This is a genomic window from Synechococcus sp. CS-1333 (genome assembly GCF_025128015.1).
GTDB lineage: Bacteria > Cyanobacteriota > Cyanobacteriia > PCC-6307 > Cyanobiaceae > MW101C3.
Window position 1 is genome coordinate 78,368 of record NZ_JAHLYO010000009.1, and the last position, 15,496, is coordinate 93,863.

Here is a 15,496-nt window from a genome sequence, read left to right on the forward strand (position 1 = left end):
ACGTTGGAGCGGTGATGCCTCCATGATCCCCTCCCGCTGGCCGTTGGTCGGTTGGTGGTGATGGCTTCAGGCCGAAAGGGCCACCGGTGGATGCTGAGCCAGCACCTGCTGGAGGTAGCGGCCCGTATGGCTGGTGGGATGCTCGGCCACCTGCTCCGGCGTGCCGGCCACCACGATCTGGCCCCCCTTGTTGCCGCCTTCGGGGCCCAGATCCACCAACCAGTCGGCACAACGGATCACATCGAGGTTGTGTTCGATCACCACGATCGAGTTGCCCTTGTCCACAAGGCGCTGCATCACATCCATCAGCTTGTGGACGTCGTAGAAGCTCAGGCCGGTGGTGGGTTCATCGATCAGATAGAGGGTTTTGCCGGTGGCCCGCTTGGAGAGTTCGGTGGCCAGCTTCACCCGCTGGGCTTCACCGCCGGAGAGCGTGGGAGCGGGTTGGCCCAGCTTGATGTAGCCCAGCCCCACATCCACCAGGGTGCGCAGCCGGTCGGCCGCCTGGGGAATGGCGCTGAACACGTCGGCTGCCTGTTCCACCGTCATCTGCAGCACATCTGCAATCGTGTGGCCTTTGTAGGCCACCTGAAGCGTTTCACGGTTGTAGCGCGCCCCCTTGCAGACATCGCACTGCACATACACATCGGGCAGGAAATTCATCTCGATCACATTCACGCCCTGGCCACTGCAGGCCTCGCAGCGTCCACCTTTCACGTTGAAGCTGAACTGGCCCACCTGATAGCCGCGGGCCTTGGCCTCCACCGTGGCGGCAAACACCTGGCGGATCGGATCGAAGGCGCCCGTGTAGGTGGCGGGGTTGGAGCGGGGGGTGCGGCCGATCGGGCTCTGGTCGATCACGATCACCTTGTCGACCGATTGAATGCCCCGCAATTCATCGAGACCGGACGGGAACGGCACCTTCAGGCCCAGCTTGTGCTCGAGCGCCGGGTGGAGCAGTTCGTTGATCAAGGTGCTCTTGCCGCTGCCGCTCACCCCGGTGATCGCCACCAGGCGGCCGAGCGGAATGTCGACATCGAGCCCCTGCAGGTTGTTGCGGGAGCAATTGAGCAGTGAGAGCTTGCGGCTGCTGCTGGTGCGCCGCTCGGGCGGGGTCGGAATCGAGCGCCGCCCGCTCAGGTAGGCCCCCGTGAGTGAGTCCTCCTCCGCCAGCAGGTTCTCGAGCGTGCCCTCGGCCACGATCCGGCCGCCGTGCACGCCCGCGCCCGGGCCGATGTCCACCAGGTGGTCGGCAGCGCGGATCGTGTCCTCGTCGTGTTCCACCACGATCAAGGTGTTGCCCAGGTCGCGGAGCCGGAAGAGGGTGTTGAGCAGGCGGTCGTTGTCGCGCTGGTGCAGGCCAATGCTGGGTTCATCCAGCACGTAGAGCACGCCGGTGAGCCCGGCGCCGATCTGGGTGGCGAGGCGGATGCGCTGGGCCTCTCCGCCGGAGAGGGTCATGGCCGGGCGGTCGAGGCTGAGGTAATCGAGGCCCACATCCAGCAGGAAGCGCAGGCGCATGCGGATCTCACGCAGCACCAGATCGCCGATCTGGATCTGGCGGGGATTGAGCAGGGGGTCCGCCCCTTCCGCCTCCCCGACCCCCATCAATGACTCGATCCGCTGCAGCGTGTCGGCGACGCTCACATTGGTGAGATCGGTGATCGCATACGGCCCCACCTTCACCGCCAGCGCCTCAGGACGCAGCCGCAGGCCATGGCAGGTGCCGCAGGGCACCAGATCCAGGTACTTCTCCAGCTTCTGGCGGATCGCCTCGCCGCTGGCGTCGCGCAGCTGCCGCTCCAGGATCGGCAGGATGCCTTCGAACGGGCGCAGGTAGCCCTGGCTCTTGGTGTACCGGCTGTCGGTCTTGATGGCGATCGGCTCAGGGCTGCCGTGCAGCAGCAGTTGCTGCTGGTCTTTGGTGAGCTGGTTCCAGGGCTGCTTGATCTCGAAACCGAAGGCTTCCCCCACGCTGAACAGCAAGGAAAAGTAGTAGCTGTTGTCCTTTTCACTCCAAGGCGCCACCGCCGCATACACCGGCAGGGCGGGATCGGGCACCACCCGTTCCTCGGTGAACTTGCGCAGATGGCCGAGGCCATGGCAATCGGGGCAGGCGCCGTAGGGGCTGTTGAACGAGAACAGCCGGGGGGACAGCTCTTCGATCACGGCGCCGTGCACGGGGCAGGCGAAGTTCTCGGAATAGAGCCGCTCACGCTCCACCCCTTCCGGCAGCTGCTCGCCGGTCTTGGGGACCACCTCCACCAGCGCAAGGCCGTCGCCGCGCTTGAGGCAGGTGCGCAGGGAGTCGGTGAGCCGTTCGTTGATGCCCTCTCGCGCCACCAGCCGGTCGACGACCACCTCGATGTTGTGAGCGTGGTTCTTGTCGAGCTCGATGTTGTCGGAGAGTTCGCGCACCTCGCCGTTGATGCGCACACGGGCGAATCCTTCGGCCACCAGGCCGCTGAGCAGCTTGGTGTGGGTGCCCTTCTTGCCCCGCACCACCGGCGCCAGCAGCTGGTAGCGGGTGCCCTCCGGCAGGGAGGAGATCCGGTCGACCATCTCGTCGATGCTCTCGGGCCGGATCGAGCGGTCGCACTGAGGGCAGTGGGGTTCGCCGGCGCGCCCGAACAGCAGGCGGAGATAGTCCTGAATCTCCGTGACCGTGCCGACGGTGGAGCGAGGGTTGTGGCTGGTGGACTTCTGGTCGATCGAGATCGCCGGGGAAAGCCCCTCGATCGCATCCACATCGGGCTTGTCCACCTGACCGAGGAACTGGCGCGCGTAGGCGGAAAGGCTCTCGACGTAGCGGCGCTGCCCTTCGGCGAAGATCGTGTCGAAGGCCAGCGAGCTCTTGCCGCTGCCGCTCACACCGGTGAACACCACCAGCCGGTTGCGCGGGATGGTGAGATCCACGTCCTTGAGGTTGTGCTGGCGGGCGCCACGCACACGGATCACGTCCTCGAGGGCGCCGCCGTTGAGGGAGCGCAGCTTCGCCGCCTCTTCCTTGTCAAGGGCCGGGACCGTGGTGCTGGCTGTGGTCGACGTGGCGTCAGGCTCAGACGATGTGCCCTTGGGCCCAGAAACGATGCTCGCGCGGGGCATCCGGCCTCGTCTAGAGCGTCTGAGTCTACGGGTGTCTCCTGATGGGCAGGGTGCCGCCCCTCGACGGCAACGGAAACGGCGCTCCGCTCAGCTTCGCTCCAGCAGCCCGGCCGCGTAGCGATGGGCCTCACCGAAGTCGCCCCCTGCCAGTTCCGCCAGCTCCTGCTGACGTGCCTGGGTGTCCCGCAGCGGGCGCACCCGGGTGAGGGTGCGGCCCGCCTCCACCGCCTTGCTCACCTGGAAATGGTGATCGGCAGCGGCGGCCACCAGCGGCTGATGGGTCACACAGAACACCTGGCGCTGGGCAGCCAGCTGGCGCAGCAGCGCGGCGATGGCGCCACTCACGCGGCCGCTCACGCCGCTGTCGATTTCATCGAACAGCAGGGTGACACCCGGATCCGCCGCCGCCAGGCAGGTTTTCAGCGCCAGCAGGAAGCGGCTCATCTCGCCACCGGAGGCCACTTCCCGCAGGGGAGCCAGCGGCTGGCCAGGGTTGGCGGAGAACAGAAAGGTGACCGCATCGGCCCCCTCCTCCGCCGGGGGCGTCGGCTCGATCGCCACCGAAAAGCGCACATCGGCCAGGCCCATCGGCCGCAGCGAGGCCGTCAGCTGCTCCTCCAGCTGCCGCGCCGCCCGCTGCCGCTGGGCGCTGAGCAGGCTGCAGGCCTGATCCCGCAGCAGGCGGGCCTGCTGCTCATCGGCCTCAAGAGCTTCGAGGGCGGCGGCAGCCCCACCGCTGAGGCGCATGCGTAGCTGGTCGCGTTGCTCGATCAGCCCCGCCAGATCGCGGCCGTGGCGGCGCTCCAATCCCTTGAGCAGGGCCAGCCGCTCCTGCACCGCTTCCAGGCTGGAGGGATCGCTGTCGAGGGCACCGCCATAGCGCTCCAGGTCGCGGGCCAGGTCCTGCACGTCCTGCAGCGCTTCGCCACAGCGCTCCACCAGGGGCCCGAGGCTGGCGTCGAAGCCGGCCAGCTGTTGCAGCACCTGTTCGCAGGCGGCCAGATGATCGAGCGCTGCCGGGGCCTCTTCGGCCCCTTCCACCAGCCGTCCCAGCAGCAGCATCACCCCTTCCTGCAGCCGCACCGCATGGGCGAGGCGGTCCTGGTCCTGCTGCAGCCGCAGGCGTTCGTTGGGGTCGTCGAGGGCGGCAGCCTCCAGCGCCTCGAGCTGCTGGCAGGCCTCCTGCCGTTCCCGCTCCAGCCGGTCGCGGTCCGCCCGCGCCTGCTCCAGCCGAGCGGCCGCCTGGCGCCAGCTGCGCACCGCCTGCCGCACCGGCCCCAGACAGGTGGCCAGCGCGTCACCACCGCAGCGGTCCAGCCACTGACGCTGCTGGCCGGGACGGGCCAGTTCCTGGGTCTGACCCTGCACGGTGAGGTCCAGCAGCAAGGGCCGCAACTCCAGCAGCTGCTGGCGGTTCACCACCACGCCGTTGATGCGACTGCGGCTCTGGATGCGCTCGACGTTGCTGCGCCATTCGCGGCTGAGCACCAGGTCCACCGGTGGGTCGGCAGGCTCGTCTCCGTTCTGATCGAGGCCATCGGATTCGGGACCGGCAAGCTGCTGATCCAGCTGCTGCTGCTGCAGCCAGGCCTGCACCGGCGCGGTGGTGGTGAACTGGGCTTCGATCAGGCTCCGCTCGGTGCCCTTGCGCAGCAGGCGCACGCCGGAGCCGCCGCCCAGCAGGGCATCGAGGGCATCGAGCAGCAATGACTTGCCGGCACCGGTTTCACCGGTGAGCACGGTGAAGCCCGTGGAGAACTCCAGCTCCAGGCTCTCCACCAGCGCGATGTTCTCGAGGCGCAGTCCCGTGAGCACCCGGTGCCTCAGCCGTCTGCCCGACCGTAGCGACGCTGAGATTCGTTTAGAAGGGGTTGATCGATCTGCCCCGTGATGGTTCGCTCCGACCATGTGAGCACCCCTGCGGAGCTCAGCGACTTCATCGAAGCCGCCGGCCTGCTCAGCTACGACCCGGCGGCGATCACCCGCCTCTACGCCGGTCACCCCCGGCGTCTGCTGCTGCGGCTCTGGCAGACCCTGATGCCCATCAGTCTGTTCCTGGTGGGTGTGGCCGTCGATCGCTTCACCGGCCTGCTCAGCAACCCCGACCGGGCCCGGGAGCGGGCGCGCGAATGCGCCCAGCTGCTGGTGGCGCTCGGTCCCGCCTTCATCAAGGCCGGCCAGGCCCTCTCCACCCGGCCCGACATCGTGCCGCCGGTGCTGCTGGAGGAGCTGGCCCAGCTGCAGGATCAATTGCCCGGTTTCAACGGTGCACTGGCCATGGCCTGCATCGAAGAAGATCTGGGTGCGCCCGTCTCCGAGATCTACGCCCAGCTCGATCGCGAGCCGATCTCCGCCGCTTCACTCGGCCAGGTGCATAGGGGCACGCTCAAGGACGGCCAGGCGGTGGCGGTGAAGGTGCAGCGCCCTGGTCTGCGCGAGCAGATCACGCTCGATCTCTACATCGTGCGCAACATCGCCGCCTGGATCAACCGGAATGTAGGCCTGGTGCGCAGCGATCTGGTGGCCCTGATCGATGAACTGGGTAAGCGGGTATTCGAGGAGATGGATTATCTCAACGAAGCCAGGAACGCCGAAACCTTTGCCAGGCTCCACCAGCACAACCCGAACATCGCCGTACCGGCCATCTATCACGAGGCCACCAGCCGCCGCGTGCTCACAATGGAGTGGATCGATGGGGTGAAACTCACCAATCTGGAGGCGGTGCGCTCGCTCGGCATCGACCCCGACCACATGGTGCAGATCGGCGTGAACTGCAGCCTGCAGCAACTGCTGGAGCACGGCTTTTTCCACGCCGATCCCCACCCCGGCAATCTGCTGGCCCTACCGGATGGCCGCCTGGCTTACCTGGATTTCGGCATGATGAGCGAGGTGAGCCGCGAATCGCGCACCGGGCTGATCCAGGCGGTGGTGCACCTGGTGAACCGCAACTTCTCAGCCCTCTCCACCGATTTCGTGCAGCTCGGTTTTCTGGGCGAAGAGGTGAATCTGGAGCCGATTGTGCCGGCGTTCGAATCGGTGTTCGGCCAGGCCCTGGAGATGGGAGTGAGCCGGATGGATTTCAAGGCGGTCACCGACGATCTCTCCGGTGTGATGTACCGCTTCCCCTTTCAGGTGCCGCCTTACTACGCCCTGATCATCCGCTCGCTGGTCACGCTTGAAGGCATTGCCCTGAGTGTGGATCCGGAGTTCAAGATTCTCGGTGCGGCCTACCCTTACTTCGCCCGCCGGCTGATGGAGGATCCGGATCCGGATCTGCGCCGCAGCCTGCGCGAGATGCTCTTTGATGGTGATGAGTTCCGCTGGCAGCGGCTGGAAAATCTGATCAGCAGCGCTTCCCTTCAAGACCAGCTGGATGTGGAGGGTCTGCTGGATCAGGTGCTCGATTTCCTCTTCTCGCCCAAGGGAGGCATGCTGCGCCAGCAGCTGGTCGATGCGATGGTCGACCGGCTCGATGCGCTCGGCTGGCGGGCCGTGCAGGCGATGGGGAGGCGGCTGCCGACACGGCTCCAGCCACCGGGCCTGCGGGGCATGGAGCGGATGAGTGCGATCGACGCCCAGTTGCTGGATCTTGAACCCGTGCAGCAACTCCTGGTGGTGCTGCGCGATGTGCCGGGCTTCGAACCCCGTCTGCTGCTGCGCCGGCTGCCACGGTTGCTGGCGGAACCCGACCTGCGCCGCATGGGGCTGCAGCTGGCCCAGGGGTTGGCGGAGCGGGGGGTGGTGCGCCTGCTGCGAGACGTGCTGGTGGCGCCGGAAACCCGTCGAGCCGCTGGAATGGCACCGGTCGGCAGCTTCTAGGATCAGCGTCCAGCCAGGGAGTTTCAGTTGCGCATCCGCCCCAACGTCCTGGGGGTCCTGCTCGGGCTCTCGCTGAGCACGGCCGCTCCGAGTCTTCAGGCGGCCGAGCAACTGGTTTTCGTCAGCGGCGCCTTCCGGCGCTCGATCCCGGTCGCTGATCTCGACCATCTGGCCGCCACCGGCCAGGCACGCGGCCTGCTGGCCGACGTGCTCAAGATCGGCCGCCAGAACCCGGAAGATGTGGCACGGCTGCTGAACCAGAAGATCACCCTGCCGCTGGTGCTTACCAGCCGTCTGCTGTCCACCCGCATCGGCGAGGCGATCCTGCAGCGCCTGGCGGGCATCTTCGCGCCGTTGCGGGCACCGGGCACCGGCGTTCCGGCGCTCCGCTCCGCCCTGATCATCGGCATCAGCAACGGCAATGGCACCCTCACCCCCACCGGCTTTCTGAGGGCCTACCCCGCCAACGAGCTGGCGATCAACATCCCGGCCCTGCTCAGCCTGGTGGGCAAAACCAATTCGATCGCCGATCTGGTGCGGTTCTTCTCCGAATCCCCGCTTGACGGCCTGCGGGAGGGCAATGAACGGCCCTCCGGCCCCCCGGCCCCGTCCACCAGCCCTCCAGCCAGCGCCCCCGGCCAGCCACCCGCCAGCGCACCCGATGCCAAGGGCTCCTGAATCGCTCCAGGCCCCAAAGCCAGCTCTCAGGGCGGTGAGCTCTCTCGGCGCTTCTTAACCGCCGCGTAGATTCGCCACAGCCTGCTCCGTCGCGCCCGTGCCGCTGCTCTCTGCCCTCAGGCGCCTGGGCGCGAAGCCCACGCTGCAGGACTGGCCGGGGCTGATCGAGGCCTACCGCCCCTGGCTGCCGGTCAGCGATCGCACGCCGGTGATCACGCTGCGCGAAGGCGCCACCCCGCTGATCCCCGCGCCGGCGATTGCGGCGCGCGTGGGCCGCGGCGTGAAGGTGTTCCTCAAGTACGACGGCCTCAACCCCACCGGCAGCTTCAAGGACCGGGGGATGACGATGGCGGTGAGCAAGGCGCGCGAAGCCGGCGCTGAAGCGGTGATCTGCGCGAGCACCGGCAACACCTCCGCCGCGGCCGCGGCCTATGCCAAGCGCGGTGGCATGCGCGCCTTCGTGCTCATCCCCGATGGCTACGTGGCCCAGGGAAAGCTGGCCCAGGCGCTGATGTACGGCGCCGAGGTGCTGGCGGTGAAGGGCAACTTCGACCGGGCGCTGGCGATCGTGCGCGAGGTGGCCGACAGCTACCCCGTCACCCTGGTCAATTCCCTCAACCCCTTCCGGCTGCAGGGCCAGAAGACGGCCGCCTTCGAGGTGGTCGATGCGCTTGGCGATGCCCCCGACTGGCTGTGCATCCCGATGGGCAATGCCGGCAACATCAGCGCCTACTGGATGGGCTTCCAGGAGTACCGGCAGGCCGGGCACAGCCAGCGGCTGCCCCGGATGATGGGCTTCCAGGCCAGCGGCTCCGCCCCCCTGGTGCTGGGCCACACGGTGGAGCAACCGGACACCATCGCCACGGCGATCCGCATCGGCAACCCGGCCAACCGCGAAAAGGCCCTGGCGGTGCGTGAGCAGAGCAACGGGGCCTTCCATGCGGTCACCGATCAGGAGATCCTGGAGGCCTACAAGCTGCTGGGCCGGGAGGAAGGGGTGTTCTGCGAACCCGCCAGCGCCGCTTCGGTGGCCGGCCTGCTGCAGCGGGCAGCGGAGGTGCCGGCAGGAGCCACGGTGGTCTGTGTGCTCACCGGCAACGGCTTGAAGGATCCCGGCACCGCGATCGATCACAGCGACGGCGCCTTCCATGCCGGCCTGGCGCCGGAGGTGGACGTGGTCGCCAAGGTGATGGGCTTCTGAGACCAGGGCTGAAGCCCGTCTGATCAACCAGGAGCCCCCGCCCACGGCCTTTCTTGGACGGGGGTTTTTGGCGTTCGGGCACGGACAGCGCCGCTGGAAAGCCCTGAAGCGGCCAGAAGCGTGGCGTTTTGATGTCGGCCGGTGAACAGACCGTCCCAGGGAAAAACGGGGGCCAGCGGTGGAAAAGTGCGGCTGAATCTGGGCCCCGAACAGAGCGTCGGTTTTCCTCAGGCAGGGAAATCGTGGAAAAGGGGAAAACGTGCGGTTTCCGTCAGCGGTTCTCCCCATGCCTGTTGAGCCAGATCCCTTGCTGCAACTAGCTTTCTGAGTTTCTCCCCGATTTCCACACCCCCTACGACTACGGCTGCTTTTCTCCTTTTTCTGAAAGAGAGAACTTCCGTAGAAGGATCGCGGAAAACGGGCGTGGAAAAGGGCGCTGACGGTCGTCCGCCGTTGCGGATCGCCCCGGCTTGTGGAAGCGTGGTGGGGCCCGAAAAGGGCATCCCACCCGGAGTCTCGAAACGATGAAGCTGGTCTGCTCCCAGGCGGAACTGAGCGCCAGCCTTCAGTTGGTCAGCCGCGCGGTGGCGGCCCGGCCGACCCATCCGGTGCTGGCCAACGTGCTGCTCACCGCCGATGCCGGCACCGGCCGGTTGAGCCTCACCGGCTTCGATCTCAATCTCGGCATCCAGACGAGCCTGCCTGCGGCGGTGGAAACCAGCGGCGCGATCACGCTGCCGTCCCGCCTGTTCGGCGAGATCGTTTCCCGGCTCTCCGCCGACAGTCCGATCACCCTGGAGTGCCCCGAAGGCCAGGAGCAGGTGGAGCTCACCAGTTTCTCTGGCAGCTACCAGATGCGCGGGCTGTCGGCGGAGGATTTTCCCGACCTCCCGCTGGTGCAGACCGGCGCTCCGATCCGGCTGGAAGCGGACGCGCTGATCAAGGGCCTGCGCGCCACCCTGTTCGCCAGCAGCCCGGATGAGGCGAAGCAGTTGCTCACCGGCGTGCATCTCGGCCTGGAGCACGACGGTCTCGAATGCGCCGCCACCGACGGCCACCGCCTCTCGGTGCTGCGTCTCGACAATGCGGCGGCCGCTGCTGCCGGTGCGGGCCCCGGTAACGGCGCAACGGACGCGGAAGAGGCGCCGAGCTTTGCGGTCACGGTGCCGGCCCGCTCCCTGCGTGAACTTGAGCGCCTGCTGTCCTCCCGCCAGTCGCAGGAGCCGGTGAGCCTGTTCAGCGAACGCGGGCAGGTGGTGTTCGTCTGGGCGGATCAGGTGCTCACCAGCCGCAGCCTCGACGGCACCTATCCCAACTACGGCCAGCTGATTCCCGCCTCCTTCAGCCGCACGCTTGAGCTCGACCGCCGCGCCTTCGTCAACGCCCTGGAGCGGGTGGCCGTGGTGGCCGATCAGCACAACAACGTGGTGAAGCTGAGCAGCGACCCATCCGCCGACATCCTGCGCATCAGTGCTGACGCCCAGGATGTGGGCAGCGGCTCGGAATCCTTGCCGGCGCTGGTGAAAGGGGACGCGATCGAGATCGCCTTCAATGTGCGCTACGTGCTCGATGGCCTCAAAGCGATGACCGCCGACCGGGTCGAGCTGCGCTGCAATGCCCCCACCACGCCCGCCGTGCTGGCGCCGCTGAAGGATCCGAGCTTCACCTACCTGGTGATGCCCGTGCAGATCCGCAGCTGATGCCGTGAGCCTTCCCGCTCAGCTGCTCCTCTCCGACCTGCTGCGCTTGCGGGTGCGCTGCGATCAGGGCCTCGACCACGGCCCCGGACTGATGGGCTGGATGCACCCGCCGGTGCACCGCCTGCTCGGCTGGGCCAGCAAGCCCTCCGCCTTCGGCACCCGCCGGCTGGTCTGGCGCCTCGACCAGCTGCGCGGCCTCGGTGAACTGGAGGCTTTGGTGCTGGGCGAACCGGCCGTCACCGATCCGGCCACGCTCGAACGCCTGCCCACGCTGTTCGATGCCGCCCTGACCGGCGCTGGGGGTTCCGTGCTGGGCACGGTGGCGGATGCGGCCGTGGAGCTGCGCAGTGGGCGCATCCTGCACTACCTGGTGTCGCGCAGCGATCCGCGCCTGCCGGGCACCAGCCGCTGGCGCCTCACTCCCGATCGGATCGTCGATCAGCAGCCCGGCCAGGTGCTCACCGGCCTCGGCGGCCTCGACGACCTGCCGCTGGCCAAGGCCAGTGTGCGGCAGGAGTTTCTGCGCCGCTCACGCCGCTGGCGGGATCAGGTGGGTCAGGAGACCACCCGGATCAGGGATCAGTTCCAGGAGGTGGGCGGACGCTTCGAGGAACGGCTGGAAGGCTGGCTGGAGGAACCCCCCTGGCAGGAGCCGCAGCGGGACGGTCCGCCCTGGCAGGACGCCGATTCCGGCCGGCGTCAACCGGACGGCGACCCGCTGGACGACTGGGACGACGACGATCGTCTGGAGGATCGCGACGATGGGCCCAGGGCCTGGGACTCGCCTGAGGACGATCCGGAGCTCGAACCGGACACGGACCGCTACCGTCGGACCCAGCCTGTCAGCGAGGGACCGTCCCGGCGGGGCAGCCGCTACGCCAGCGACACGGATCCCTGGGTCTGAACCCGCCGATCCCCCGGCGGCCGTGGGCGCTCGCTCGGCCAGACTGCGCTTTCCTGCCTGCGGCCGCCTGGTGTCCTCCCCCTCCTTTCCGCTTGCCGAAGCTCTGCGCAAGGAGGGCCTCAGCCAGGCGGACTACGACGAGATCGTGCTGCGGCTGGGCCGGGCACCGAACCGCGCCGAGCTGGGCATGTTCGGGGTGATGTGGTCGGAGCACTGCTGTTACCGCAACTCCCGCCCCCTGCTCGGCCAGTTCCCCACCACCGGGCCGCGCATCCTGGTGGGGCCCGGTGAGAACGCCGGCGTCGTCGACCTGGGCGAGGGTCAGCATCTGGCCTTCAAGATCGAAAGCCATAACCACCCTTCGGCCGTGGAGCCCTTCCAGGGCGCGGCCACCGGTGTGGGCGGCATCCTGCGCGACATCTTCACCATGGGCGCGCGCCCGATCGCGCTGCTCAATGCCCTGCGCTTCGGTCCGCTGGAGGATCCACGCAATGTGGGGCTGATGGAGGGCGTGGTGGCCGGCATCGCCCATTACGGCAACTGCGTCGGTGTGCCGACGGTGGGAGGGGAGGTGGCCTTCGATCCCAGCTACAGCGGCAACCCGCTGGTCAACGCCATGGCCCTGGGGCTGATGGAAACCGAGGAGATTGTGCGTTCGGGTGCGGCGGGCGTGGGCAATCCGGTGGTCTACGTGGGCAGCACCACCGGCCGGGATGGCATGGGCGGGGCCAGTTTTGCCTCCGCCGAGCTCACCGAAGCCTCCCTCGATGCCCGCCCGGCGGTGCAGGTGGGGGATCCCTTCCTGGAGAAGGGGCTGATCGAGGCCTGCCTGGAAGCCTTCCAGAGCGGCGATGTGGTGGCCGCCCAGGACATGGGCGCCGCCGGCCTCACCTGCAGCTGCTCGGAGATGGCTGCCAAGGGGGGCGTGGGTGTGGAGCTCGATCTCGACCGCGTGCCGGCCCGCGAAGACGGCATGACTGCCTACGAGTTCCTGCTGTCGGAATCGCAGGAGCGCATGTTGTTCGTGGTGCGTCAGGGCCGCGAGCAGCCGCTGATGGAGCGCTTCCGCCGCTGGGGCCTGCAGGCCGCGGTGGTGGGCCGCGTGGTGGCCGAGAACGTGGTGCGGGTGCTGCAGCACGGCGCGGTGGCCGCCGAAGTACCGGCCAATGCCCTGGCCGACGACACCCCGATCAACCACCACGAGCTGCTCGCTGCCCCGCCCGCCGAGATCCAGGCCCACTGGCAGTGGAGCGAGGCCCAGCTGCCGCCCGCCGACACCGCCGGTATCACCCCGGCGGGCCAGTCACCGCTCAGCTGGAACCAGGTGCTGCTGGCCCTGCTCGACACGCCCACGATCGCGAGCAAGCGCTGGGTGTACCGCCAGTACGACCACCAGGTGCAGGGCAATACCGTGATGCCCCCCGGCGGCGCCGACGCGGCTGTGGTGCGGCTCCGGCCTCAGCAGGGGCCTGGCTCGTTGCTGCCGGCCCAGCGCGGCGTGGCGGCGGTGGTGGATTGCCCCAACCGCTGGGTGGCCCTCGATCCGCAGCGGGGCGCGATGGCGGCGGTGGCCGAAGCGGCCCGCAACCTCAGCTGCGTGGGGGCCGAGCCGTTGGCCGTGACCGACAACCTCAATTTCCCTTCCCCCGACCACCCCACCGGCTACTGGCAGCTGGCGATGGCCTGCCGCGGCCTGTCGGAGGCCTGCGCCGCGCTCGGTACACCGGTCACCGGCGGCAACGTCTCCCTCTACAACGAGACCCGCCTGCCCGACGGGCGCCTGCAGCCGATCCATCCCACCCCCGTGGTGGGGATGGTGGGTCTGGTGCCCGATCTTGCCCGTGTCACCGGCCAAGCCTGGCGCGCGGCCGGTGATGCCATCTGGCTGCTGGGTGTGCCGCTGGCGGGCGACGATGACGCCGACGAGCGGTTCGGGCTGGCGGCCAGCGGCTACCTGGAGTGGATCCACGGGCTCAGCACCGGCCGGCCGCCGCGCACCGACCTGGCGCTGGAGCTGGCGGTGCAGGCTCTGCTGCGGCAGGCGATCGCCCAGGGGGTGGTGACTGCCGCCCACGATCTCAGCGACGGGGGCCTGGCGGTGGCGGCGGCCGAATGCTGTCTCGCCTCGGGGCTGGGCGCGCAGCTGGAGTTGCCGGCGGGCACGGCCCGGGCCGACCGGCTGCTGTTCGCCGAGGGCGGCGCCAGGGTGCTGGTGAGCGTGCCGCCGGCCCAGGCCCAGGCCTGGCAGGCGTTGTTGGAGCAGGCGCCGCTGAGCGGTGCCGCCGGCTCGCCGCCAGCCTGCCAGCGGTTGGGCCGGGTGCAGGCTGAGGCGCTGCTGAGCATCGAGCGGGGCGGCACGACGTTGCTGGCGCAGCCGCTCGATGTGTTGGGGCTGGCTTACGAGCAGGGGATTCCCCGCCGCTTGGCCGGCGGGGCCTGAGGCAGACTGTCAACGCAGTCGGTCAGTGGTCAGGCCTGTGGTTCGCGCGCACCCCAGGCAGCACCCCTCCCCGTCACCGTCCGGCCCCCAAGGTGCCAGCTCGCCTGCTCTGGGTGACGGGTCCAAACACGCACAAGCCATGACCGCTCCTGCCGTGGCTGCTGAACCCGCTGCAGCAGCAGCGGCGGCAGAGCGTCCCGATCGCATGGAGGAGGCCTGCGGCGTGTTCGCCGTCTATGCCACTGGCCAGCCGGTGGCGAACCTCACCTACTTCGGCCTCTACGCGCTGCAGCACCGGGGGCAGGAGTCGGCTGGGATCGCCGTGTTCAACGGCGCCAAGATCCGGCTCCACAAAGACATGGGCCTGGTCAGCCAGGTGTTCGATCAGGACGTGCTGGAGCGCATGCCAGGCGACCTGGCGATCGGTCACAACCGCTATTCCACCACCGGCAGCAGCCGGGTCTGCAACGCCCAGCCGGTGGTGCTGATGACCCGCCTCGGGCCCTTCGGCCTGGCGCACAACGGCAATCTGGTCAACGCCAACGAGTTGCGCGAGGCCCTCGACCATCTCGCCGGTGAATTCACCTCCACCACCGATTCGGAGCTGATCGCCTTCGCGCTTCAGGAGGCCGTGGATGGAGGTCTGGGCTGGAGCGCCGCGATCCGTCAGGCCGCCGGCCGCTGCCGCGGCGCCTTCAGCCTGGCGATCGGCACCCCGGACGGTCTGTTCGCCCTGCGCGATGGCTATGGGGTGCGCCCGTTGGTGTTCGGCCACATGGGCGACAAGCACCAGGGGCAATGGGTGCTCAGCAGCGAAACCTGCGGCCTCGACATCATCGGCGCCTCCTACGACGGTGATGTCGGCCCCGGCGAACTGATTCATTTCCGGGCGGGCGAGCCGGTGCCTGAGCGGGTGCGCTGGATCGAGGAGCCGGCCAAGCTGTGCGTCTTCGAGATGATCTACTTCGCCCGGCCCGACAGCCGCTTCTTCGGCGAATCCCTGTATAGCTACCGCCATCGCATCGGTGAGATGCTGGCGCGCGAATCCGCCGTGGAGGCGGACATTGTGATCGGCGTGCCCGATTCCGGCATCCCTGCTGCCATCGGCTTCTCCAAGGGCAGTGGCATCCCCTTCGCCGATGGGCTGATCAAGAACCGCTATGTGGGCCGCACCTTCATCCAGCCCACCCAGGCGATGCGGGAGGCGGGCATCCGCGTCAAGCTCAATCCCCTGCCGGATGTGCTCTCCGGCAAGCGGGTGATCGTGATCGACGACTCCATCGTGCGCGGCACCACCAGCCGCAAGCTGGTGATGGCGCTGCGGGATGCGGGCGCCACCGAAGTGCACATGCGCATCAGTTCGCCGCCGGTCACCCATCCCTGCTTCTACGGCATCGACACCGACAACCAGGAGCAGCTGATCGCTGCCCGGCTCACCCTTGAAGAGATCACAGCCCACCTCGGCGTCGATTCGCTCGCCTATCTCAGCCAGGAGGGAATGCTGGAGGCCGCCCAGGACCATTCCTCCCATTTCTGCACCGCCTGCTTCGATGGCAACTACCCGATTCCCATGGACGACGCCGTCCGCTCCAGCAAGCTGATGCTGGAGCCCTCAGGCCTGGCGGCCACCAAGCCCTGAGCCTTGCTGC

Annotated in this window: 9 protein-coding genes; 7 read left to right on the forward strand and 2 right to left on the reverse strand. The window is 68.3% G+C overall.

Annotation, left to right across the window (positions count from 1 at the left end; genetic code table 11):
• Positions 1 to 66: 66 nt before the first annotated feature.
• Both uvrA and recN read right to left on the reverse strand, forming a co-directional pair.
• A complete protein-coding gene (uvrA, locus tag KQ303_RS02330; protein WP_259728992.1) occupies positions 67 to 3,105 on the reverse strand; it encodes an excinuclease ABC subunit UvrA in 3,039 nt (1,012 codons plus the stop codon).
• An 87-nt stretch (positions 3,106 to 3,192) separates the two neighbouring features.
• Positions 3,193 to 4,920, reverse strand: coding sequence for a DNA repair protein RecN (recN, locus tag KQ303_RS02335; RefSeq protein ID WP_259728993.1), 1,728 nt, complete (start codon positions 4,918 to 4,920; stop codon positions 3,193 to 3,195).
• 75 nt (positions 4,921 to 4,995) lie between these two features.
• Between recN and KQ303_RS02340 the strand changes: the two genes are divergently transcribed.
• The 7 genes from KQ303_RS02340 (at position 4,996) to purF (ending at position 15,486) form a co-directional block, all read left to right on the forward strand.
• Positions 4,996 to 6,924 (forward strand): AarF/ABC1/UbiB kinase family protein, encoded by a 1,929-nt coding sequence (locus tag KQ303_RS02340; RefSeq protein WP_259728994.1) that lies wholly within the window; start codon positions 4,996 to 4,998, stop codon positions 6,922 to 6,924.
• Between the two features lie 27 nt (positions 6,925 to 6,951).
• Positions 6,952 to 7,602: an alpha/beta hydrolase gene (locus tag KQ303_RS02345; RefSeq protein ID WP_259728995.1), complete on the forward strand. Its 651-nt coding sequence runs from the start codon at positions 6,952 to 6,954 to the stop codon at positions 7,600 to 7,602.
• A 142-nt stretch (positions 7,603 to 7,744) separates the two neighbouring features.
• Complete coding sequence (gene thrC / locus KQ303_RS02350; protein WP_255100710.1) at positions 7,745 to 8,803, forward strand: threonine synthase; 1,059 nt, start codon at positions 7,745 to 7,747, stop codon at positions 8,801 to 8,803.
• Between the two features lie 524 nt (positions 8,804 to 9,327).
• Positions 9,328 to 10,503: a DNA polymerase III subunit beta gene (dnaN, locus tag KQ303_RS02355; protein WP_259728996.1), complete on the forward strand. Its 1,176-nt coding sequence runs from the start codon at positions 9,328 to 9,330 to the stop codon at positions 10,501 to 10,503.
• 4 nt (positions 10,504 to 10,507) lie between these two features.
• Positions 10,508 to 11,407 (forward strand): RNA methyltransferase, encoded by a 900-nt coding sequence (locus KQ303_RS02360; protein WP_259728997.1) that lies wholly within the window; start codon positions 10,508 to 10,510, stop codon positions 11,405 to 11,407.
• Positions 11,408 to 11,477: 70 nt separating this feature from the next.
• Positions 11,478 to 13,847, forward strand: a complete 2,370-nt coding sequence (gene purL / locus KQ303_RS02365; protein ID WP_399232666.1) for a phosphoribosylformylglycinamidine synthase subunit PurL — start codon at positions 11,478 to 11,480, stop codon at positions 13,845 to 13,847.
• A gap of 139 nt (positions 13,848 to 13,986) precedes the next feature.
• On the forward strand, positions 13,987 to 15,486 hold the full coding sequence (purF, locus tag KQ303_RS02370) for an amidophosphoribosyltransferase (protein WP_259728998.1): 1,500 nt from the start codon (positions 13,987 to 13,989) through the stop codon (positions 15,484 to 15,486).
• Positions 15,487 to 15,496 lie beyond the last annotated feature (10 nt).